Below are 20,581 nucleotides of genomic sequence, written 5' to 3' on the forward strand. Positions count from 1 at the left end.
GTTTTTCAGGTTGATGCAAGGCTTGAGACACCTCGGTCGGCTCCCTCTCCCTCCGGGAGAGGGCTGGGGTGAGGGGCTTTTAGCTTTTGATCTTCAACCAGATCAAACCGGCTGCAATTTCTGCTCAAACACAGCCACCCCATCCAGATCCCGCAACACCACACTCATCTCCCCGCTGACACCCTCAATATTCACCTCGCCAAAAAACTGAAACCCGGCAAACGGCGACATGTTCTGCACCGACGGCGCCTTCTCGAACACCACCTCTGGCCCAAAAGTTTTATCCAGCGGATTAGGCCCGAAACTCCCGGCATTCAACGGCCCCGCCACAAACTCCCAGAACGGCTCGAAATCCTGAAACACCGCCCGATCCGGGTGGTAGTGATGTGCCGCGCAGTAATGCACGTCGGCCGTGAGGAACACGAAATTGTGTACCTGCTGCGCGCGCAAGAAACCCAGCAGTTCAGCGATCTCCATCTCTCGCCCCTGCGCCGGGCCGGGATCGCCGTTGGCCACCGCTTCCCAACGCGCGACACCGGGGCTTACCTCACCGTCGGGCACACCGAGGCCGATTGGCATGTCGGCGGCGATGACTTTCCACTGCGCTTGAGAACCCTTCAAGCCGTGCTTCAACCAGTCCAGTTGCTCACGCCCGAGGAACGGTTTCGCCGCGCCGAGGTTGTCGTCATTCGCCTCGCGATAACTGCGCATGTCGAGCACGAACACATCGAGCAGCGGCCCGTAACTGAGCTGGCGATAAATCCGTCCGCCGCCATCGGCAGCCTGCAAACGCATCGGCGCATATTCGAGCCAGGCCTGACGCGCACGCCCCAACAGTTTTTGGATATCTTTCTCGCGATAACGCTCATCGAGCTGCTTGCCTGGCGACCAATTGTTGACCACTTCATGATCGTCCCACTGCCAGATCTGCGGCACTTCGGCGTTGAAGCGGCGGATGTTTTCGTCCATCAGGTTGTAGCGATAATTACCGCGATAGTCGTCGAGGGTTTCGGCGACTTTGCTCTTGGCTTCGCTGGTGATGTTGCGCCACACACGACCACCTTCGGTGACCAACTGAGCCGGCACCGGGCCGTCGGCGTAGATGGTGTCGCCGCTGTGGATAAAGAAGTCCGGCAGGCGCAGACGCATGGCTTCGTAGATGCGCATGCCACCGATGTCCGGGTTGATGCCGAAGCCTTGGCCGACGGTGTCGCCGCTCCAGACGAAGCGGATGTCGCGCTTGATCGTCGGCACGCTGCGCAGGTGGCCGAACCACGGCTCGCTGGCGACGCTGGTTTGCGCATCTTCGAAATACACGCGATAGAAAATCGCCTGATCGGCGGGCAACCCGGTGAGTTCGACGCGGGCGGTGAAATCAGTGCGAGCATCGGCCAGCGGCGAGACAAAGCGCCGTGGGTTGCCGAACAGACTGCGGGTGTCCCATTCGACGACCATGCGTGCGGGACGGTCGCTGCGGCTCCAGATCATCGCGCGATCGCCGAGCAGGTCGCCGGACTGCACGCCGTCGGTGAGTTGCGGGCGGTCCTTGACCGATGCAATCACCGCCGGCGCCAGCCCCGGCATGAGCAGCCCGGCACCGACGGCTTGCATCACACGTCGGCGGCCGAGATTGAAATCGCTCATGGTGTTCTCCCTGACAAAAGGAGAACTAAAGCACGCGATCATGAATTGGGGATGACAACACTGGCGCCCACAGTGGGATTGGGTGCATTCAGCAACAGACTGGTCGGCTGTCAGGCCGCCATCGCTGGCAAGCCAGCTCCCACAGGTTTTGATCTACACACCGCATGCGGCGCAGCCGCCCCACTCAACGATGAGCGTTAGCTCGAGTAAAGCTTTTGATCTAAAGCGCCCGTCGGCAGGCTGAGTGGAGGGATTGATCAGGGGGTGGGAGCGCAGCGACCGTTTGGCGCAGCCAAACACATCGAGAGGAGGTGCAGCGCAGCAAACCGGAGGCGATGCCCCCGGATCAATCCCGCAGCGAAGGAACCCGAGCCACAGCGAGGGCCGAACGTCAGGGTAAAGCCTTTTGGGTTACCTTTTCGCTGGGCCGGCATCCCGGCGTTTGGAAAAGGTGACCCGCCGTAAGGGCGGAACCCTAGGAAGCCGTTACCGCAGCAACGGAAATGGACTCAGTCAAAAACAGGTTTGGGGGCTTCCCCCCAAACATAGAATCTCCCACAGGGGTATCGCATTGTCAGGCTTTCGCGGGTTCCAGCGCCAACTCGACAGCCTCGGGGCGTTTCACCACCGCGTACACCACCGCCGTCAGCAAACTCCCGGCAACAATCGCCAACAGATACAACAACGCATGGTTGATCGCATTCGGGATCGCCAGCACAAACAGCCCACCGTGCGGCGCCATCAGTTTGCAGCCGAAGTACATCGACAGCGCACCGGTCAGCGCGCCGCCGGCAATGCTCGCCGGGATCACCCGCAGCGGATCTTTCGCGGCAAACGGAATCGCCCCTTCGGAGATAAAACACAGCCCCAGCACAAACGCCGCTTTACCCGCCTCGCGCTCGCTCTGCGCGAACTTGCGCCGGGCGATGAACGTAGCGATACCGAGGCCAATCGGCGGCACCATGCCCGCGGCCATGGTCGCGGCCATCGGCGCATAACTCTGCGAGGCCAGCAGCCCGACCGAGAACGCATACGCGGCCTTGTTGATCGGCCCGCCAAGGTCGACGCACATCATGCCGCCAAGCAGCACACCGAGCAGGATCGCGTTGGTGGTGCCCATGCTGTCGAGGAAATGCGTGAGCGCCGCGAGCATCCCGCCCACCGGTTTGCCGACCACGTAAATCATCACCAGCCCGGTAAACAGGCTGGCGAACAACGGGATGATCAGAATCGGTTTCAACGCTTCGAGACTTTGCGGCAACGACACATAACGACTGATCGCTTTCGCGGCATAACCGGCGATAAACCCGGCAACGATGCCGCCGATGAATCCGGCGCCCAGCGTGCTCGCGAGCAAGCCACCAATCATCCCCGGCGCCAGGCCCGGACGATCCGCAATCGAGTAGGCGATGTAACCCGCCAGCAACGGCACCATCAACTTGAACGCGGTCTCGCCGCCAATCTGCATCAGCGCCGCCGCCAGCGTGCCTTCTTCCTTGAACGCGGTGATGCCGAACACGAACGACAACGCGATCATCAGACCGCCCGCCACGACCATCGGCAGCATGTAGGACACGCCGGTCAGCAGGTGTTTGTAGACACCGGTTTTCTCTTGTTTGGCCGACGCTTTTCCGTCGCTTGCAGCGCTTTCCTGCACGCCTTCGGCCAAGGCTTTTTTCAGCGTTGCCTCGGACTGTTTCAACGCAATCCCGGTGCCGCAGCGGTAGATTTTCTTGCCGGCGAAACGCTCGGTGGCGACGTCGATATCCGCTGCCAGTAACACCACGTCAGCCTCGGCAATTGCCGTCGCGCTCAACGGAGTGCGCGCACCGACCGAGCCTTGGGTTTCGACTTGCAACTCATAGCCCAGACGCTTGGCCGCTTGCTGCAATGCTTCGGCGGCCATGAAGGTGTGAGCGACACCGGTCGGGCATGCGGTGACAGCGACCAGACGCGGAGCGTTCTGCGCAACCGCAACCGGCGCGGCGTCTGTAGCGACGTAAATTTCAGCTTCTTCAGCGCCGCGACGCAGCACTGCTTCGACATCTTGCAACGCTTGCGCCGGGGCGATCTGAAAGACGCGTTTGCCAACGAATCGAGTCATGTCCACCGTGCCAGTGGCGACCAGCAACACCCACTCGGCCGCGGCAATCGTGGCCGCCGACAATTCACGTTCAGGATGCGCTGCATCGACCACTTCGACACTGGTGCTCCAGCCCTGACGCTGAGCGGCGGCGTCCAGCAATCGGGCGCAAAGAACACTGGTGACCATGCCGTTCGGGCAGGCCGTGACAATGGCTAATTTCATGACCAACCCTCTTATTGTTCTGTCAGGGGGCGCACGCGCACGCCCTGTTCGAGCGGCGCCAGCAGCGCTGCATCGTGAATGCCGAAACCAATCTGGGTCACCGCCAGTGCGGCAATCGCGGTAGCGGTGCGCAGGGTTTGCTCGGGCGTATCGGCGCTGAGCAAACCGTGGAGCATGCCGGCCAGCAGCGAATCCCCGGCACCCACGGTACTGGCAACCGTGACCTTGGGCGGCGACGCGTGCAGCGCCGAGCCGACACTGAACCAGTTCACACCATCGGCACCGTGGGAAATCACCACGTGCTCGATGCCTTGCGCGTGCAGCCGATTGGCCGCTTCAGCTTGCGCCGTGTGAGAAATCACTTCGCAGCCGAGCGCGTCAGCCAGTTCTTCAGTATTAGGCTTGATCAGCCACGGGCCAGCCTTGAGTGCCTCGCGCAGTGCTTCGCCGCTGGTGTCCAGCGCAACGTTGAGACCCAGCGCTTTGAGCTTTTCGATCAACTCGCGCAGCCATTGTGCCGTGACACCGCGTGGCAAACTGCCGGCGACGACCACTGCATCGTGGCCCGGAGCGATTTGCAGCAGACGCTCAAGCAATGCCTGTTGCGCCGCTGCGTCGACTATCGGGCCGGGGCCGTTGATGTCGGTGATACGCCCGTCGTGTTCGGCAACTTTGATGTTGCTGCGCGTCTCGCCGGGCACGCGGATAAACGCGTCGACAAATCCGCGTTTGGCGAACAGGTTTTCGAACGCTTGCAGATTGTCTTCGCCGAGAAAACCACTGACCGTCAGTTGATGGCCGAGGTCGGCCAGCACTTGCGCGACGTTCACGCCTTTGCCGGCGGCGTGGCTGTGCATCTCGTCGCTGCGATTGACCTGACCGGGTTCAAGCCGCGCCAGCTCGACCGTGAGGTCCAGCGCCGGGTTGAGGGTCAGGGTGAGAATCTTGGCCATTACAGGGCCTCCACTAATGCGCGCACTTCGCTGGCGCTGCCCACGGCCAGGGCCTGTTGAGCGAGGGTTTGAGACTGGGTCAGGCTGAGTTCGCGGATGCGCGCCTTGACCTCGGCGATGCTGCGGCCGGACACGCTCAACTCATCGACGCCAAGGCCGACCAGCACCGGCACTGCCAGCGGATCTGCCGCGAGTTCGCCGCAGACGCCAACCCATTTGCCGTGGGCATGCGCCGCACGCACGGTGATGTCGATCAGTTGCAACACCGCCGGGTGCAAGCCGTCGGCCTGCGCGGAAAGGGTCGGATGCCCACGGTCGATGGCCAGGGTGTATTGGGTCAAATCGTTGGTGCCGACACTGAAGAAGTCCACCTCTTTGGCCAGCACCGGCGCCAACAGCGCGGCGGACGGCACTTCGATCATGATCCCCAGTTGCAGATCGGCGACCGGGATTTCCAGGCGCAGACGCTCGGTCATGTCGCGGGCCTGACGCCATTCTTCGACACTGCCAACCATCGGGAACATGATCCGCAGCGGCCGGTTGTCAGCGGCGCGCAGCAAGGCGCGCAATTGTGCTTCCATGATCTGCGGACGCTGCAAGGTCAGGCGAATGCCGCGCACGCCGAGGAACGGGTTTTCTTCCTTGGCAATCGGCCAATACGGCAGCGGTTTGTCGCCGCCGACATCGAGGGTGCGCACCACCAGCGGGCGCCCAGCCAGACCATCGAGCACGCGGCGGTATTCGGCTTCCTGGGTCGCCTCGTCCGGTGCTTGCGGGTGCGCCATGAAAATCAGTTCGGTGCGCAGCAGGCCAATGCCTTCGGCGCCCTGCTCGACCGCGCTGATCACCCCGGCGCTTTCGCCGATGTTGGCGAACACTTCCACCGCGTGGCCGTCAGTGGTGTGCGCCGGTTGATAACGTTGTTCGGCGGCCGCTTTCAGGCGCTGCTCGCGCGTGTCGCGTTCGACGATGGCGCGTTGCAGCGTCGGCGCATCAGCATCGACATGCAGGCGACCGCGTTGGCCGTCGAGCAACAGCGGCGTGCCCGGCGCCAGCAGCAACACCGCTGCGCCAGCGCCGACCAATGCCGGAATCCCCAAGGCGCGGGCGACAATCGCACTGTGCGCAGTTGCGCCGCCGCGTGCGGTGAGAATCCCCGCGACGCGCGCCGGATCGAGTCGCGCCACATCCGAGGGGCCGACTTCGTCCATCACCAGAATGTATGGTTGCTCCGGCTCGCTCGGCGTCTGCACGCCGCACAGTTGCGCCAGCACCCGGCGACCGATGTCGCGCAAGTCAGCGGCACGCTCGGCGAGCAAGGCGTCCTGCAACGATTCCTGTTGCTTGGCGGCGGCTTCGATCACCGCCATCCATGCCGCTTCAGCGCTCTCGCCTTGCTTGAGACGAGTGTCGACTTCGTCGGTGAGTTCCGGGTCGTCGAGCATTTCCTGGTGGGTGATGAAGATCTCGCGGATCGCCTTGGCCTTGCTGCGTTCGATCAGGCCTTGAATGTCGCCGCGGATCTCGGCCAGCGCCTCCTTGAGACGCTCGCGCTCGATGGCGGCGGACTCGCCGCGCAACGGGTAATCGATGGTTTGCTGGACTTGAATATGCGCCGGGCCAATGGCGATACCCGGTGCGGCGGGGATTGCTTGCAGCAGGCTGCCGGACGCCGGGGCGATCAGCACTTCAGCAATATCTGCGATGACTTCACGCTGTTCGCTGACGGCCGGCAGCGGCTCGACTTCTTCACCGAGGCCTTCTTCGATGGCCGCCAACAGTGCGGGCAAGGCGTCGGCGGCAATGCTCGGTTCGGCAATCAGTTCCAGCACCTGACCGCGACGGGCGCCGAGGCTGAGCAGTTTGCTCAGGCTCTTCACCGACACCGCGCTGTCCTGACTGTCGACGATGCGCACACGGATTTCACCGTCAAAACTCTTCGCCAGTTGCGCGAGGATTTTCGCCGGGCGTGCATGCAAGCCGTGGGCGTTGGCCAGTGCAATCCGCGCGCTCGGCCAGTCGGCAGGCAATTCGCCGCCGAGGACTTCGAGAACTTTGCGGCTGCTGGTGGCGCGGCCCAATTCGTGGCCGCGGCCTTCGATCAGCAACGCGCAGAGGCGTTCGAGCAGCGCCTGATGCGCCTCGCCCAGGCTCGCGAGGCAGAACAGACCACTGAGCGGCTGGCCGAGGTAGCGAATCGGCTTGTCCGGCGTCACGAAAGCCAGGCCCGGACGCTTCACGGTTTGCTCGCTGTGCAGCCACCACAGGCCATCGCCCAGCGGCAGTGCTTCTACTTGTTGCAACACAGCGGCGAACCCGTTGCTCACACAATCGGCCTGTCGCAACAGACGTGCGCCACGCCAGACCAGTTCTTCGAAATCATCGGCAGAAACACTGAGGCCAATCATTTGCGCATCCAGCGCCAGCTCCTGTGGCGCGCCTTGCAGCAGTTTCAGCAGCGCTTCGGGCGAACTCGCGCGGCGCAGTGCCTGACCCAAATCGGTCTCGCCGAGGGCCCGGGTCAGCAGTTGCAGCAGACGTAAATGTTCGTCGGACTTGGCCGCAATGCCGATCGCCAAATAGACGATCTGGCCGTCGCCCCAATCCACGCCTTCGGGGAACTGCATCAGGCGCACGCCGGTGGCAAACACCTGATCGCGGGTGTCCGGGGTTCCGTGGGGGATGGCAATACCTTGACCGAGAAAGGTCGAGCCCTGGGCTTCGCGTGCCTGCAACCCGGCAAGGTAACCGTCGGCGACCAGACCATCGGCGACCAAATGATTGGCCAGCAGTTGCAGCGCAGCGGGTTTATCCACAGCCGATTGGCCCATGGATATCTGCTCTATAGTGAGCTCGAGCATGCGTTCTCCTTTTTGGCGTCATGTGGCGCCAGGTATTGTTTTGAATGGTTGCAGCTTAGGCGCTGCCTCCGGTTAAGGGGCAGTTTTGGCGGTTTCGCGGCAGAACCGGCCAAAGGCGCCTAAAACGTAGAAAATACGCCTGCTGAAACGTTTAATCTAGATTGATCGGCACGTTACTCGATAATGTCTCATCCTTGAAGTCCAACTTGTCGGATGCCTGCGACAATGGTCGCCTGCCTGAATCGGGTAGGATTGGCGAAAATGTCGCGGCAAGCTCGAAAAAACAAGGAAATCCCGGGTTGAAACTCAGTGATATCGCGCGATTGGCCGGCGTGTCCGTGACCACCGCCAGCTACGTCATCAACGGCAAGGCCGAACAGCAACGCATCAGCACCGCGACTGTCGAGCGGGTGCGGGCCGTGGTCGAACAACATGGCTTCACGCCCAATCCACAAGCGGCTGGGCTGCGCAGTCGGCACACACGCACGCTGGGTTTTATCCTGCCGGATCTGGAGAACCCCAGTTACGCACGGATTGCCAAGCTGCTGGAACAAGGTGCGCGAGCGCGCGGCTATCAATTGCTGATTGCCAGCTCCGACGATGCACCGGACAGCGAGCGGCAATTGCTGCAACTGTTCCGCGCGCGGCGCTGTGATGCGTTGATCGTCGCCAGTTGCCTGCCGGCCGCTGACGACAGTTACCGCCAGTTGCAAGCCAAAGGTTTACCGGTGATCGCCATCGACCGGGCGATGGAGCCTGAACACTTTTGTTCAGTGGTCAGCGACGACCGCGAAGCCAGTCTGCACTTGACCGAAAGTCTGCTCGATCCGCAGCTCAAGCAGATCGTTTTGCTCGGCGCTCGACCGGAGCTGAGCATCAGCCAGGAACGTGCCGCCGGGTTCAAACAGGCCTTGGTCGACTTCAAAGGTGAAGTGCTGATCGAGCACGCCGAATCCTTCAGCCGCGAGTGCGGCAAGCAAATGATGGAAGAACTCCTGCAACGACTCGGGCATTTGCCGGATGCGTTGGTGACCACTTCCTACGTGCTGTTGCAGGGCGTGTTCGATGCGCTGCATGACTTCCCGCTCAAATCGCGCCCACTGAGCCTCGGCACGTTTGGCGACACGCAGTTGCTGGACTTCCTGCCACTGCCGGTCAACGCCATGGCTCAGCAACATCAGTTAATTGCCGACAAAGCGCTGCAACTGGCGCTGGCGGCGATCGAGCAGTCGGACTATCAGCCTGGCGTGCAGGCCATTGCGCGGACCTTCAAGCAGCGTATTCATCGGGACTGAGCCGTGGAGCTGATCGACAGCCACACCCATCTGGACTTCCCCGACTTCGACGCCGACCGCGCGGCGTTGCTGGCCGAAAGCCGTGCCCTCGGCGTGCGGCGGATGGTGGTGCTGGGGGTGTATGAAGGCAACTGGCAGCGAGTGTGGGATCTGGTGCAGAGCGATGCTGATCTGTATGCGGCTTTTGGCTTGCATCCGGTTTATCTCGATCAGCATCGGCCGGAAGACTTACATGCTTTGGGCGATTGGCTGACGCGATTGCGTGGTCATCGGCAGTTGTGTGCAGTGGGCGAGATCGGTCTGGATTACTTCATCGAAACCCTCGACCGCGAACGTCAGCAGGCCCTGTTCGAAGCGCAGCTGCAATGGGCGGCGGACTTCGACTTGCCGGCGTTGATCCATGTGCGACGCAGTCATGCGGCGGTGATTGCCACGCTCAAGCGCTTCAAACTCAAACGGGCCGGAATCATCCACGCCTTCGCCGGCAGCCTTGAAGAAGCGCGCGAATACATCAAACTCGGTTTCAAGCTCGGCCTCGGCGGCGCCCCGACCTGGCCGCAGGCATTGCGCATGCATCGGGTGCTGGTGGATTTGCCGCTGGAGTCAGTGGTGCTGGAAACCGACTCGCCGGACATGGCACCGGCGATGTTTCCCGGCGTACGCAACACGCCTGCGCATTTGCCCGCGATTTGTACGGCACTGGCCGAGTTGATGAATATCAGCCCTGAGCAACTGGCGGCCGTCAGCACCGCCAACAGTTGCGCAGTATTCGGCTGGTAATCAGATGATCAGACGCGGAAGGCGCTGATCAACTGTTTCAGCTCCACCACCTGTGCCGACAACGCACGGCTGGCATTTTCAGTCTGATGCGCACCTTCAGCCGTGCGCTCCCCCGCGCGGTTGATTTCGACGATGTTCTGGTCGATGTCATGCGCCACTGCCGTCTGCTGCTCCACGGCAGCGGCGATCTGCTGGTTCTGGTCGACGATCATGCCGACCGCGCCAAGGATGTTTTCCAGCGCCTGCTGGACTTTTTCCGACTGACCCACCGTGCCATTGGCCATCTGATGGCTGATGCCCATGGCTTTAACCGCCGCGCCAACGCCGCCATGCAGCTTGGCGATCATCTGTTCGATTTCTTCAGTCGATTGCTGAGTGCGTTTGGCCAGCGTGCGCACCTCGTCCGCCACCACAGCAAACCCACGCCCCTGCTCACCGGCCCGTGCCGCTTCAATCGCCGCGTTGAGCGCCAGCAAATTGGTCTGCTCGGCGATGCTCTTGATCACCTCCAGCACACGGCTGATCGACTGGCTGTCGCTGGCCAACTGGTTGATCACCAGCACCGATTGATCGATCTCGCTGGCCAGTGCCGCGATGCTGCCTTGCTGCGATTCAACCAACCCGCGACCATTGATGGTTTCGTCATTGACGCTGTGCGCACTGCTGACTGCCGCTGCCGCGCTGCGTGCGACTTCCTGCGAGGTCGCCGACATCTGGTTCATCGCAGTGGCCACTTGCTCGATCTGGCTACGTTGCCCGGCAACCGCCTGATTGCTTCGCGCCGAGACGTTTTCCACCTGCCCGGCCTGCCGCTCGACCTCGCCGACGGTGTGGCCGACGCGCTCGATCAGGTCATGGATCTTCTTCACCGTGCCATTGAACACTTCGCCCAATTCGCCAAGCTCATCGCGACTGGTGGCGCGAAAATTCACTGTCATGTCACCGGCCGCCACTTTGTCCATCATCGCGCCGAGGTTTTTCAGGGTCGCGCGGGTCGAGGCGTAGAAGCCGCCGTACAGGTAGAAAATCAGCACGAACACCACTGACAGCGCCGACGCCTGCAAGATCATGTGTGTGCGGTTTTGCGCCAGGCGTTGCTGGAGCTGGGTGTCGAGGAATTTCAGGGTCGCGTCGTTCAGTTGATAGGTCTGGGCCATCAGCCCGGTGAGCTGATCGTAAAACCCCTGCCACGGCGCATCGAGCGTTTCAGCCATGACCACTTGCTCTTCGATTAGCGTGCCAGCCTGCTTCAGCGACGCCTTGCTGCTTTCGGCCGCAGTGCTGAGAGACTCGCGCGCAGCTGTGCTCGAACCGAGGGCGTCCTGTAATTTCAGGGCGTATTCAGCCTGAAGTTTTTCGATCTGCACCAGCAACTCGTCGAAACGCGTGCTGGATGAGCTATTGAGAAATCCCTGACCCAATGAATACGAACCCATCGCCCGGCCTTCGCCGAGGGCTTGGGTGATGGCCGGGGTGACGGCGGTCACCAGTTCGCTGAGCTGGCGGATGTCGCTCTGGTTGTCGCGACTCAGACCGGCCTGGCTGGCGATGATCTGGCTGAAGATCTGCGCATTGCTCAACAGTTTGCCGATCAGCGCGCTTTTGCTTTGCAGCGAATTTTCCGCTTGCTGGGTCTTGAACGCCGCGACCATCTCATCGCGCTTGCCGTCGAAAACCTTGATCTGCTCGGCATCATCGGTCATCGCCGTCAGCCCTTGCAGACGCGCCAGCACGTTCTGCTCAAGGCTGCTGATCTCGGCTTCGATGTTGCCGGCCTTGCCGGACTGGCCGAGGGTGACGTTGATCTGCACCAGATTGTTCAGGGTTTCCAGATCACGGCGCAGGGACAGGCTGCTGCCGAGCAGATCGAGGCTTTGCAATTCGACGCGGGTGCCCTGGAACTCGCGATAGGAGTCGCGCACCAGATAGAAATTGGTCACCAGCATCGGTATCAGGAACAGCACGCTGATCAGGCTGAACTTCATGCCGAAGCTCAAGCGGTTCATCAGCGAGACGGCGGGATAGAGCAAGCTCTTCACTGGAAGTCTCCCTTGGTTTTTCTTGTTTTTATTGGCAGGCGCAGGGCGACAGCAGATAGCCACTATCGGGCGCTATCTCTGTATAGCTCAAATCGGGGGGAGGTTTTGTAACTTAAGGTTAACGCGAAAAAGATCGCAGCCTCCGGCAGCTCCTACAGGGGAACGCATTCCAATGTAGGAGCTGCCGAAGGCTCGGGCCGCGATCGGACGATCTTTTGATCTTTCTTTTGACGTTTAAGGCAGCACAGTCCAAAGCGCAAACCCGGCATACCACAACACCGCCGCACGCAGCAGCAGTTCCCACAGGCTATCGAGGGTGGTGATGCCTTCGGGACCAACCGCCGCTGGCGGAATTTCTCCGGCCACCAGCCCGACCTTGTTGATCAACTGCGCCGCGCTGATGTTCCAGTTCAGCAGCTCATGCAACATCACCCGGCTGACCGCGACGAAGTTGCCCACCAGCGCCAGACTCGCCGCCAGCAATCGCACCGGAATCCAGTCGAAGGCGTGGCGCAACTGCGCTGCACGTTCGGCCACCGCCGGGTTTTGCGCATGCTCTTCGGCCAGCGCCAACAGGCGATAACTCAGCGCAGCCACCGGGCCGAGCAGGAAATACCAGAAGATCACCGCGAAAAAGCTCTGATAGGCCTGCCACAACAGGTGACTTTGCACCTGCTCCAGCAGTTGCTCGCCGCTCTCGGCGCAGATATTCAGATCACGCTTGGCCACGTGCGCTGCCGCTTGCAGATCCTCACGGCGCCAGGCATCGCGAAACGGCCCGAGGCCGCCGAGCAGATCGCCGCGCCCCAGACTGTAAATCACCACCAGCAAATGTACCGGCAACGCCAGCAGGCCGTAGGCCACCGGCTCCAGCACCAACAGCAGCAAGCCGAGCAGCGCCACCGGCAGCAACACCAGAATCGTCAGCACCAGCCACGGTTGCTTCGCCAAGCCGCCGCTTTCAAGTTTGTGCAGCTCGCGGATCCATCCGCCATCGCGTTGAACCCGATGGCGCAGGGCCGAGAATTTCTCGATCCACAGCGCCAGCAGTAACACCAGAAAACTCATTGTCCTTCCTCTTGTGCCAGGGCCGCACGGTAGCGTGCCCAGTCGAATGCCGGTCCCGGATCAGTCTTGCGCCCGGGCGCGATGTCGCTGTGGCCGCAGATGCGTTCGGCGGTGATCGCCGGAAACGCCGTTTGCAGCTGACGGGTCAGCACGGTCAACGCCTGATATTGCGCATCGGTGAACGGCAGATCATCGGTACCTTCGAGCTCGATGCCCACGGAAAAATCGTTACAGGTTTCGCGACCGTCGAAATTCGACACGCCGGCATGCCAGGCCCGCTCCAGACAGGAGACAAACTGAGTGACCTTTCCGTCACGTTCAATCAGAAAATGCGCTGAGACGCGCATGTCGGCGATCCCTGCAAAGTAGGGATGCTCAGTGACATCCAGACGATTCTGGAAAAATTCCTGCACCTTGCCGGTGGCGAACTGCGCAGGCGGCAAGCTGATGTTGTGGATCACCAACAGGGAAACTTCGCCCGCCGGGCGCTCATTGAAGTTGGGCGACGGACAAGCCTGCACGCCGTGACACCACCCGCTTGCGGGATCCAACTGCATACCGATTCCTTCAACGCCGACTGTGTTGGCGCCCAGTATGCCGTGATCGGCCCCCGGCGCGCGAATCAGTTGGCGTGATTGAGCCGTCGCAGATTGACCAGCACCGATTCCATCGCGCGGTCGAATAGCGAGGTGTCGTCCAGCGTACGTACTGCGCCACGGCGGAATTCCAGGGCGAGGCTGGTGCGGTTGCGTTCGAGCACTTTCATTCCGGTGCGATCGACAAATACGTATTTGCCGGTGGACTCGATGATCGCCGCCAGTTTGCAGCGCAGCGTGTGCTCTTCTTCTTCCTGAAACACCACCCAACTGCCGAGGCGCAATTGCTGCACCTGACGCAGCCCTGCGTCGTCCTGAGCCAGCAGTGCGGATGAATGTGCCTGAGCACCGTCGTCGGCGAGGCGCAGGACGATTTTCTGCGTGACCTCGACCAGCGCCGCGTCGGTTTGACGCGACTCGACGGCGCCTTGCAGCGCGCGTACGTGCAACGCTTCCAGCTCACTGAAAAATTCGCTGGTGGCGAACGGATCGAACGCTGAACTGCTCAGCCCGTCACGCAGTGACTTGAGCAAACCCGGCACCAATGCCAGCAGACGCAGACTGGAATCGGCGTCATCCTGCGGCTGTACGCTCCAGATCAATTGCTGCATGGTCTGCACGTCAGCGTGCCATTCGGCAGACTGGTCACCGTGTTTGAGACGTGTCAGCAGCAAGACCTTGCTCCAGGCGTTTTCGACGAAGTTCACGACCAAGACCGGTAAGCGTTTGCCCAACAGTGCGTGATTCAGCGCCTGTTCTACACGCTGACGGGCCAACTCGGTTTTCGCCCGGCCCTCCTCGGCGTCCCGCAAACGTTGCTCAAGCAATTCGCTACGGCGACGCTCATCGCTGGTGAACGCGAGGAAGTCGGCAAGCAGCTCGGAGAATATCGCCGGGTCGTCGACAAAATCCGTTAACAGACGCTGCACCACCTGCTCGATGCGCAGATACAGACTGTCGCGCTTGCTACCGTGGCAATCGGCCCAACCCATGGCCGCATCAGCGATTTCGTTGAGCAGGCGCCGCGCCGGGTGGCTGCTGCGGCTGAAGAAGCTTTTGTCGATGACCGCGACTTTGAGCATCGGGATCTGCAATCGCGCGATTAACGCTTTGAGTGAGTCCGGCAAGTTGTGATCGTCGAGGATGCACTCGAACACCATCGCTACCAGGTTGATCACGTCTTCATCGGCGCCGCCGACGATACGCGACTTGCCGCTTTTGACGCTGACTCGCGTGAGCAACTGTTCAAGCTGATTGCGCAGATCGAACTCATCCTGCGCCGCAGTCAGGGCCGGTACGTATTGCTGCAAATGCGAGAGCAGGCGCAGCAAATCGCGGGAGGAAATCGGTTGCGCGGCGGCACTGGGTTCAAGCGTTGGCGCCACACTGCCGCGTACGTGCAGCAGCAGTTTCTGCAACGCGGCGAAGACTTCCTGCACGCCGGCATCAGACTGCGGCTGATCGGCGCCGTCAGATTCGGTTTGCACACTGGCGGCGGCACGGTCAGTCACGCGCCGGGCGGGCGCCGGTTTCAATTCCGGCAGCACGCCTGTGGCCACCAGCAATTGATTGGCTTCGGCATAAAGTTGATCGGTATGAGTCAGCACATAGCGCTCAAACAACTTGAGCAGGATCAGTTTGACCTTTATCTCCACACCCAGATCACGCCCGGCCTTGAGGAAATATTCGCAGAGCATCGCCGGGCCCAGCGGGTTGTGCTGGCCGTCGAGAGTCTTGCCGAGCAACGCATTCAGGCGCGCTGTCAGTTGGTCGAGAGCGAAGCCGTCACGGTTGAGCACACGGCCGACCATGGTCTCGATCGCAACGGCGCGCTCCATGTCGTCGGTGCGCGCCGGGTTCTGCTCGGGCATCAGGGCCGCGGGCAACGCGTGCTGCGTGAAATCGTATTGAGTGAGGCCGACGAAGGCCTCGAAGAATTGCTCGAGAAAGCCACGCTCGATGTTTTTGCGCTTGAGGCGCAGGTCGCGCATGGCTTCGAAGAAGATGTTCTGTTCGACGTCGTTGCGCGCGCGGTCGGCCATTTCGAACAGGGTGTCGTCGGCGTTATCGAACAGCTCCTGCAAGCCCTGGCGCAGTTGCTGGGCAGCCTTGTCGCGCACCTGAAGCAGAATCACAGGCAAGCGGGCGAGCGGCGAGTGATTCGCCTGATCGGTAGTGGCCTTGTGCAAAGGCACTACTTTCCCGTCGTTGTGCATCCAAGCCTCCTGGAACGGTAATTCTTCTTGGGTCAGAAACGTCCGGTGCGCGGGCCGCAGCCACTTTTCACGTCAAAGCCATGACGTCAAATGCAAGGCGAATTATCGTGCAAAACATGTCGCGAGTGCCAGTAGCCTCAGGGTTTCCCCTAGTACCCAACCTATGCAACTGACCACACCGGAAAGGGGTTTGCTCAAAAGCAATCGACCGGATGCACGCCGCATACAGGTTCCGGCCTTGGGTTGGCTCGCGCCATGCCCCTATAATCGGATCACTTAGTTTGTGGAGTCCGTTATGCCGAATCTACGTCTCGCCGATCTGACCGCCGAAATCGAAGCCAACGTGCGCCGTGCGTTGCTCGAAGACGTCGGCAGCGGCGACATCACCGCGCAACTGATCCCGGCCGAACGTCTGGCCAAAGCCACCATCATTACTCGCGACGCCGCCGTCATCAGCGGCACGGCGTGGGTCGATGCGGTGTTCCGCCAGCTCGATCCACGGGTGGCCGTACATTGGCAGGTGCGCGATGGCGAGCGGGTGCAGCCCAATCAGCCGTTGTTTCATCTGGAAGGCCCGGCACGCTCGCTGCTGACGGGTGAGCGCAGTGCGCTGAACTTCCTGCAACTGCTCTCCGGCGTGGCGACGCGGGCGCAGTACCTGGCGGATTTCGTCGGCGAGACTCAAGTGAAGCTGCTCGACACGCGAAAGACCCTGCCCGGCCTGCGTCTGGCGCAGAAATACGCGGTGACTTGCGGCGGCTGTCACAACCATCGCATCGGCCTGTACGACGCGTTCCTGATCAAGGAAAACCACATCGCTGCCAGTGGCGGCATCGCGCAAGCCATTGCTGCCGCGCACAAGATCGCGCCGGGCAAACCGGTGGAAGTCGAAGTCGAAAGTCTTGCAGAGCTTAAAGAAGCGCTTGAGGCAGGCGCCGACATCATCATGCTCGACGAACTGAGCCTGGATGACATGCGCGAAGCGGTGCGCCTGAACGGCGGTAAAGCGAAACTGGAGGCCAGCGGCGGGATCAACGAAAGCACGCTGCTGCCGATCGCCCAGACTGGTGTGGATTACATCTCGATCGGCGCGATGACCAAGGATGTGAAGGCGGTGGATCTTTCGATGCGCCTGAGTCTCTGAGACGCTCGCGCAATAAAAAACGCCAGCCCGGATGAGGCTGGCGTTTTGGTTTCAGACCACCAGATTATTCATCTCGCAGTACTCGTCCCATTCAACGCCAAGCACCTCGGCCGCCTCTTTGTGCAGGACCAGGCGCGCAGCCTCGAACTCCTCCGGCGTGCTCGTGTACTTGAGCGTCAGTTCCCACGGCTGCAAGCCCTGGGCTTCGGCTTCGTCTTCGAAGGCCCACTGGATCTGGTCTTTCTGATCATCAGGACTCAGGTCCTTGATCTCTTCTTTCAGGTCCGGCACGGCCAGAATGTACTTTTCCAGCGCTAATTCGTGACGTTGCTCTTGAGTTAATTCGGTCATGGCGTTCTCGTTGATCGTAAGAATGGAGGATGGATCTGGATCATCAAGGATCTCTCTGACGCGGATTGTCCGGCCTTCGGAACCATTCGGGATCATCTGAAAACTGCTAAGCGATGCTCATGCAGGCACCGAATATAGGACGTTTGCATGACGAATTACACGCCTCTTTACATCTCTTTCGTAAAAAGTTGACCTGGGGAACATAAATGCGCATTTCCAGTCATAGCGTTGTGCCACATCGGCACTCACATTCGCTGTTCACAAGGAATCCCAGTGATGCGCAGTTTTTTCAAGACCTCTTCCGTTAAGTCCGCTACCGCTCTGCTTGCACTTCTGGCTGTATCGAGCAGTGCAATGGCTGTTGAATTGAGCACCAGCAGCCCGTCTTTCGGTGACAAGGTTTCCCTGATTCACGACGATTACGGCAAGCAGGTCGTGATCAAGAGCGAGATCAGCATCGATGATCTGAAGAAAATGCGCGACACCATCAGTGAGCAGTCACGGCAGATCGAAGACCTCAAACGCAGCAGCGGCTCCAGTTCGAATTCCAGCGGCAAGGAAATCGACGACCTTAAGAACAAGGTCAAGGAGCAGGAGCGCGATTTGAGCAACCTCAGCCGGCAAGTAGAAGAGCTCAAGCGCAGCAGCGGTTCAAGCTCAAGTTCGAGCTCCAGTGAACTGTCGAACCTCAAGCAGAAAGTCAGCGATCAGGATCGGGCGGTCGACCAGCTCAAACGCACTGTTGAGGAGCTGAGCCGCAAGGTGAAATAATTTTTGCCCGAGACAGGAATCGAACCTGCGACCTTCGCGTTACGAGTGCGCTGCTCTACCGGCTGAGCTACACGGGCGGTGGGCTAAACCTAGCACCGGTCCTGAAGTCCGGCAACTTTGTAGCCCGCTCTTGTGGCGAGGGAGCTTGCTCCCGCTCGGCTGCGCAGCAGTCGCAAGAACCTTCGGCAAAAAAACACGGGGTCGCTTCGCAACCCAGCGGGAGCAAGCTCCCTCGCCACAGTTGTTTCACAGGCAAAAAAATGCCCCACCGTTTTCACGGTGGGGCATTTTTATTGCGCTAAAGCGGTGGGGTAATTAAACGCCCGACGCCTTGGCAGCTGCCACGTCTTTGATCGACAGCTTGATACGGCCGCGGTTGTCCACGTCCAGTACCAGTACTTCGACTTCCTGACCTTCTTTCAGAATGTCGGTGACTTTCTCTACGCGAGCGTCGCTCAGCATCGAGATGTGCACCAGACCGTCTTTGCCCGGCAGGATGTTGACGAATGCGCCGAAGTCGACGATGCGCTCAACCTTGCCGACGTAGATCTTGCCGATTTCCGCTTCTGCGGTGATGCCCAGAACGCGCTGACGTGCAGCTTCAGCAGCTTCCTTGGTTTCGCCGAAGATCTTGATCGAGCCGTCGTCTTCGATGTCGATCGAAGCCTTGGTCTCTTCACAGATCGCACGGATGGTCGCGCCACCTTTACCGATAACGTCACGGATCTTGTCGGTGTCGATCTTCATCGCGATCATGGTCGGAGCATTTTCCGACAGCTCGGTACGCGACTGACCAATGATCTGGTTCATCTGGCCGAGGATGTTCAGGCGCGCTTCCAGGGCTTGGCCCAGAGCGATTTCCATGATTTCTTCGGTGATGCCCTTGATCTTGATGTCCATCTGCAGCGCGGTAACACCTTTGGCGGTACCGGCTACTTTGAAGTCCATGTCGCCGAGGTGGTCTTCGTCACCCAGGATGTCGGTCAAAACAGCGAACTTGCCGCCTTCTTTAACCAGACCCATGGCGATACCGGCAACTGGCGCCTTCATCGGCACACCCGCGTCCATCAGGGCCAGGGAAGCGCCGCAAACGGAAGCCATCGAGCTCGAACCGTTGGATTCGGTGATTTCCGAAACCACGCGGATGGTGTACGGGAACACGTCGGCGGCAGGCAGCATGGCTGCGATCGAACGACGAGCCAGGCGACCGTGACCGATTTCGCGACGACCAGCGCCACCCATGCGACCACACTCACCTACCGAGAACGGAGGGAAGTTGTAGTGCAGCATGAACGGGTCTTTTTTCTCGCCTTCCAGAGTGTCCAGCAGTTGTGCATCACGGGCGGTGCCCAGCGTTGCAACGACCAGAGCCTGGGTTTCGCCACGGGTGAACAGAGCCGAACCGTGGGTCTTTGGCAGAACACCGACTTCGATGTTCAAAGGACGTACGGTTTTGGTGTCGCGACCGTCGATCCGTGGCTTGCCGTTCACGATGTTTTCGCGAACGGTGCGGTATTCGATTTCGCCGAAAGCCGCTTTGACTTCGCTGGCAGAAGGTTGACCTTCTTCACCGGACAGCTTGGCAACAACCTGATCCTTCAACTCACCCAGGCGAGCGTAACGGTCGGCCTTGATGGTGATGGTGTAAGCCTGGGAGATCGCTTCGCCGAACTCGGCACGGATAGCGCCCAGCAGTGCAGTGGCTTCAGGCTGTGGAGCCCAGGCCCAGGTTGGCTTGGCAGCTTCGGCAGCCAGTTCTTTAACGGCGTTGATCACAACCTGGAACTCGTCGTGAGCAAACAGTACCGCACCCAGCATCTGGTCTTCGGTCAGCTCTTTGGCTTCCGATTCAACCATCAGAACGGCTTCCGAAGTACCGGCAACGACCATGTCCAGGCTCGAAGCTTTCTGTTGTTCGTAAGTCGGGTTCAGCAGGTAGCCGGTGCTTTCGTGGAAAGCAACGCGGGCGGCGCCGATCGGGCCGTCGAACGGAATGCCCGAGATAGCCAGGGCAGCCGAGGTACCGATCATCGCAGCGATGTCCGGATCGGTCTTTTTGCTGGTGGAAACGACGGTGCAGACAACCTGCACTTCGTTCATGAAACCTTCTGGGAACAGCGGACGGATCGGACGGTCGATCAGTCGGGAAGTCAGGGTTTCTTTCTCGGAAGGACGGCCTTCACGCTTGAAGAAACCGCCAGGGATCTTACCGGCAGCGTAAGTTTTTTCCTGGTAGTGAACGGAAAGAGGGAAGAAGCCTTTGCTCGGGTCAGCGGTCTTGGCGCCAACAACGGTCACCAGAACGGTAACGTCGTCGTCAACGGTAACCAGCACTGCGCCGGAGGCTTGACGGGCGATACGGCCTGTCTCGAGGGTAACGGTCGACTGACCGAACTGGAATTTTTTGATAACCGGGTTCACGGTGTCCTACCTTCTTTGTGGCTCTTGGGGAAACTGGTTTCTTGCGAATTCTTGGGCAATGTCGGGAATCGGCCCAACGCCTGTCCAGGGTAAAACGTGTATCCAGATAAAACTTGAGGCTGGGAGCCTGCCAG

The 20,581-nt window shown here is 60.5% G+C and carries 13 protein-coding genes, 1 tRNA gene and 2 pseudogenes; 4 read left to right on the forward strand and 12 right to left on the reverse strand.

Translation table 11 applies throughout. The features are described 5' to 3' along the window. Nucleotides 1-102: 102 nt before the first annotated feature. From ACP7EE_RS17725 to ptsP, 4 genes are all read right to left on the reverse strand, one after another. The gene (locus ACP7EE_RS17725) at nt 103-1,644 is read right to left on the reverse strand and encodes an alkaline phosphatase D family protein (RefSeq protein ID WP_426235593.1); all 1,542 of its coding nucleotides are present in this window, start codon (nt 1,642-1,644) and stop codon (nt 103-105) included. Nucleotides 1,645-2,218: 574 nt separating this feature from the next. Then, nucleotides 2,219-3,952 (reverse strand): PTS fructose-like transporter subunit IIB, encoded by a 1,734-nt coding sequence (locus ACP7EE_RS17730; RefSeq protein ID WP_426235595.1) that lies wholly within the window; start codon nt 3,950-3,952, stop codon nt 2,219-2,221. 11 nt (nt 3,953-3,963) lie between these two features. Then, entirely contained in the window at nt 3,964-4,905 is a 942-nt protein-coding gene (gene pfkB, locus ACP7EE_RS17735) for a 1-phosphofructokinase (protein WP_426235597.1), read from the reverse strand. Then, nucleotides 4,905-7,766: a phosphoenolpyruvate--protein phosphotransferase gene (ptsP, locus tag ACP7EE_RS17740; RefSeq protein ID WP_426235599.1), complete on the reverse strand. Its 2,862-nt coding sequence runs from the start codon at nt 7,764-7,766 to the stop codon at nt 4,905-4,907. Before ptsP ends, pfkB begins: the two co-directional genes overlap by 1 nt. A gap of 180 nt (nt 7,767-7,946) precedes the next feature. Here ptsP and cra point away from each other — a divergent pair. Then, a pseudogene (gene cra / locus ACP7EE_RS17745) lies at nt 7,947-9,061 on the forward strand (catabolite repressor/activator). A 3-nt stretch (nt 9,062-9,064) separates the two neighbouring features. Further along, a complete protein-coding gene (locus ACP7EE_RS17750; RefSeq protein WP_426235601.1) occupies nt 9,065-9,841 on the forward strand; it encodes a TatD family hydrolase in 777 nt (258 codons plus the stop codon). Nucleotides 9,842-9,849: 8 nt separating this feature from the next. Here the strand turns inward: ACP7EE_RS17750 and ACP7EE_RS17755 are convergent, their stop codons facing one another. From ACP7EE_RS17755 to ACP7EE_RS17775, 5 genes and pseudogenes are all read right to left on the reverse strand, one after another. Beyond that, nucleotides 9,850-10,779 carry a methyl-accepting chemotaxis protein gene (locus tag ACP7EE_RS17755; RefSeq protein WP_426235658.1) on the reverse strand — a complete coding sequence of 310 codons (930 nt, stop codon included), beginning with the start codon at nt 10,777-10,779 and terminating at the stop codon, nt 9,850-9,852. Further along, a pseudogene (locus tag ACP7EE_RS17760) lies at nt 10,756-11,847 on the reverse strand (methyl-accepting chemotaxis protein); the annotation flags it as partial. The pseudogene ACP7EE_RS17760 and the gene ACP7EE_RS17755, both read right to left, overlap by 24 nt. A gap of 267 nt (nt 11,848-12,114) precedes the next feature. Further along, nucleotides 12,115-12,948, reverse strand: coding sequence for a regulatory signaling modulator protein AmpE (ampE, locus tag ACP7EE_RS17765; protein WP_426235603.1), 834 nt, complete (start codon nt 12,946-12,948; stop codon nt 12,115-12,117). After that, nucleotides 12,945-13,505: a 1,6-anhydro-N-acetylmuramyl-L-alanine amidase AmpD gene (ampD, locus tag ACP7EE_RS17770; RefSeq protein ID WP_426235605.1), complete on the reverse strand. Its 561-nt coding sequence runs from the start codon at nt 13,503-13,505 to the stop codon at nt 12,945-12,947. Before ampD ends, ampE begins: the two co-directional genes overlap by 4 nt. A 65-nt stretch (nt 13,506-13,570) precedes the next feature. Continuing rightward, nucleotides 13,571-15,760: a DUF1631 domain-containing protein gene (locus ACP7EE_RS17775; protein ID WP_426235607.1), complete on the reverse strand. Its 2,190-nt coding sequence runs from the start codon at nt 15,758-15,760 to the stop codon at nt 13,571-13,573. A 295-nt stretch (nt 15,761-16,055) separates the two neighbouring features. Here ACP7EE_RS17775 and nadC point away from each other — a divergent pair, with 295 nt between their 5' ends. After that, entirely contained in the window at nt 16,056-16,904 is an 849-nt protein-coding gene (gene nadC, locus ACP7EE_RS17780) for a carboxylating nicotinate-nucleotide diphosphorylase (protein WP_420647565.1), read from the forward strand. A gap of 51 nt (nt 16,905-16,955) precedes the next feature. Here nadC and ACP7EE_RS17785 read toward each other — a convergent pair whose 3' ends face one another. Beyond that, the gene (locus ACP7EE_RS17785; RefSeq protein WP_420647564.1) at nt 16,956-17,255 is read right to left on the reverse strand and encodes a DUF6388 family protein; all 300 of its coding nucleotides are present in this window, start codon (nt 17,253-17,255) and stop codon (nt 16,956-16,958) included. A gap of 276 nt (nt 17,256-17,531) precedes the next feature. Here ACP7EE_RS17785 and ACP7EE_RS17790 point away from each other — a divergent pair, with 276 nt between their 5' ends. Beyond that, nucleotides 17,532-18,026: a hypothetical protein gene (locus ACP7EE_RS17790; RefSeq protein WP_426235609.1), complete on the forward strand. Its 495-nt coding sequence runs from the start codon at nt 17,532-17,534 to the stop codon at nt 18,024-18,026. Nucleotides 18,027-18,030: 4 nt separating this feature from the next. On the opposite strand, the gene ACP7EE_RS17795 is transcribed toward ACP7EE_RS17790, so the two are convergent. Both ACP7EE_RS17795 and pnp read right to left on the reverse strand, forming a co-directional pair. Beyond that, nucleotides 18,031-18,103: transfer RNA gene (locus ACP7EE_RS17795), tRNA-Thr, on the reverse strand. Nucleotides 18,104-18,341: 238 nt separating this feature from the next. After that, entirely contained in the window at nt 18,342-20,447 is a 2,106-nt protein-coding gene (gene pnp / locus ACP7EE_RS17800) for a polyribonucleotide nucleotidyltransferase (protein WP_426235611.1), read from the reverse strand. Nucleotides 20,448-20,581 lie beyond the last annotated feature (134 nt).

The sequence above is a fragment of the Pseudomonas sp. TWP3-2 genome (genome assembly GCF_049897765.1).
GTDB lineage: Bacteria > Pseudomonadota > Gammaproteobacteria > Pseudomonadales > Pseudomonadaceae > Aquipseudomonas.

What these genes read in the sequence shown, in the direction of transcription:
- pfkB (WP_426235597.1), bottom strand. Translation starts at nt 4,905, where the DNA reads ATGGCCAAGATTCTCACCCTGACCCTCAACCCGGCGCTGGACCTCACG.
- ACP7EE_RS17775 (WP_426235607.1), bottom strand. Translation starts at nt 15,760, where the DNA reads ATGCACAACGACGGGAAAGTAGTGCCTTTGCACAAGGCCACTACCGAT.
- ampE (WP_426235603.1), bottom strand. Translation starts at nt 12,948, where the DNA reads ATGAGTTTTCTGGTGTTACTGCTGGCGCTGTGGATCGAGAAATTCTCG.
- ampD (WP_426235605.1), bottom strand. Translation starts at nt 13,505, where the DNA reads ATGCAGTTGGATCCCGCAAGCGGGTGGTGTCACGGCGTGCAGGCTTGT.
- ACP7EE_RS17785 (WP_420647564.1), bottom strand. Translation starts at nt 17,255, where the DNA reads ATGACCGAATTAACTCAAGAGCAACGTCACGAATTAGCGCTGGAAAAG.
- ptsP (WP_426235599.1), bottom strand. Translation starts at nt 7,766, where the DNA reads ATGCTCGAGCTCACTATAGAGCAGATATCCATGGGCCAATCGGCTGTG.
- nadC (WP_420647565.1), top strand. Translation starts at nt 16,056, where the DNA reads ATGCCGAATCTACGTCTCGCCGATCTGACCGCCGAAATCGAAGCCAAC.
- ACP7EE_RS17730 (WP_426235595.1), bottom strand. Translation starts at nt 3,952, where the DNA reads ATGAAATTAGCCATTGTCACGGCCTGCCCGAACGGCATGGTCACCAGT.
- ACP7EE_RS17790 (WP_426235609.1), top strand. Translation starts at nt 17,532, where the DNA reads ATGCGCAGTTTTTTCAAGACCTCTTCCGTTAAGTCCGCTACCGCTCTG.
- ACP7EE_RS17755 (WP_426235658.1), bottom strand. Translation starts at nt 10,779, where the DNA reads ATGACAGTGAATTTTCGCGCCACCAGTCGCGATGAGCTTGGCGAATTG.
- ACP7EE_RS17725 (WP_426235593.1), bottom strand. Translation starts at nt 1,644, where the DNA reads ATGAGCGATTTCAATCTCGGCCGCCGACGTGTGATGCAAGCCGTCGGT.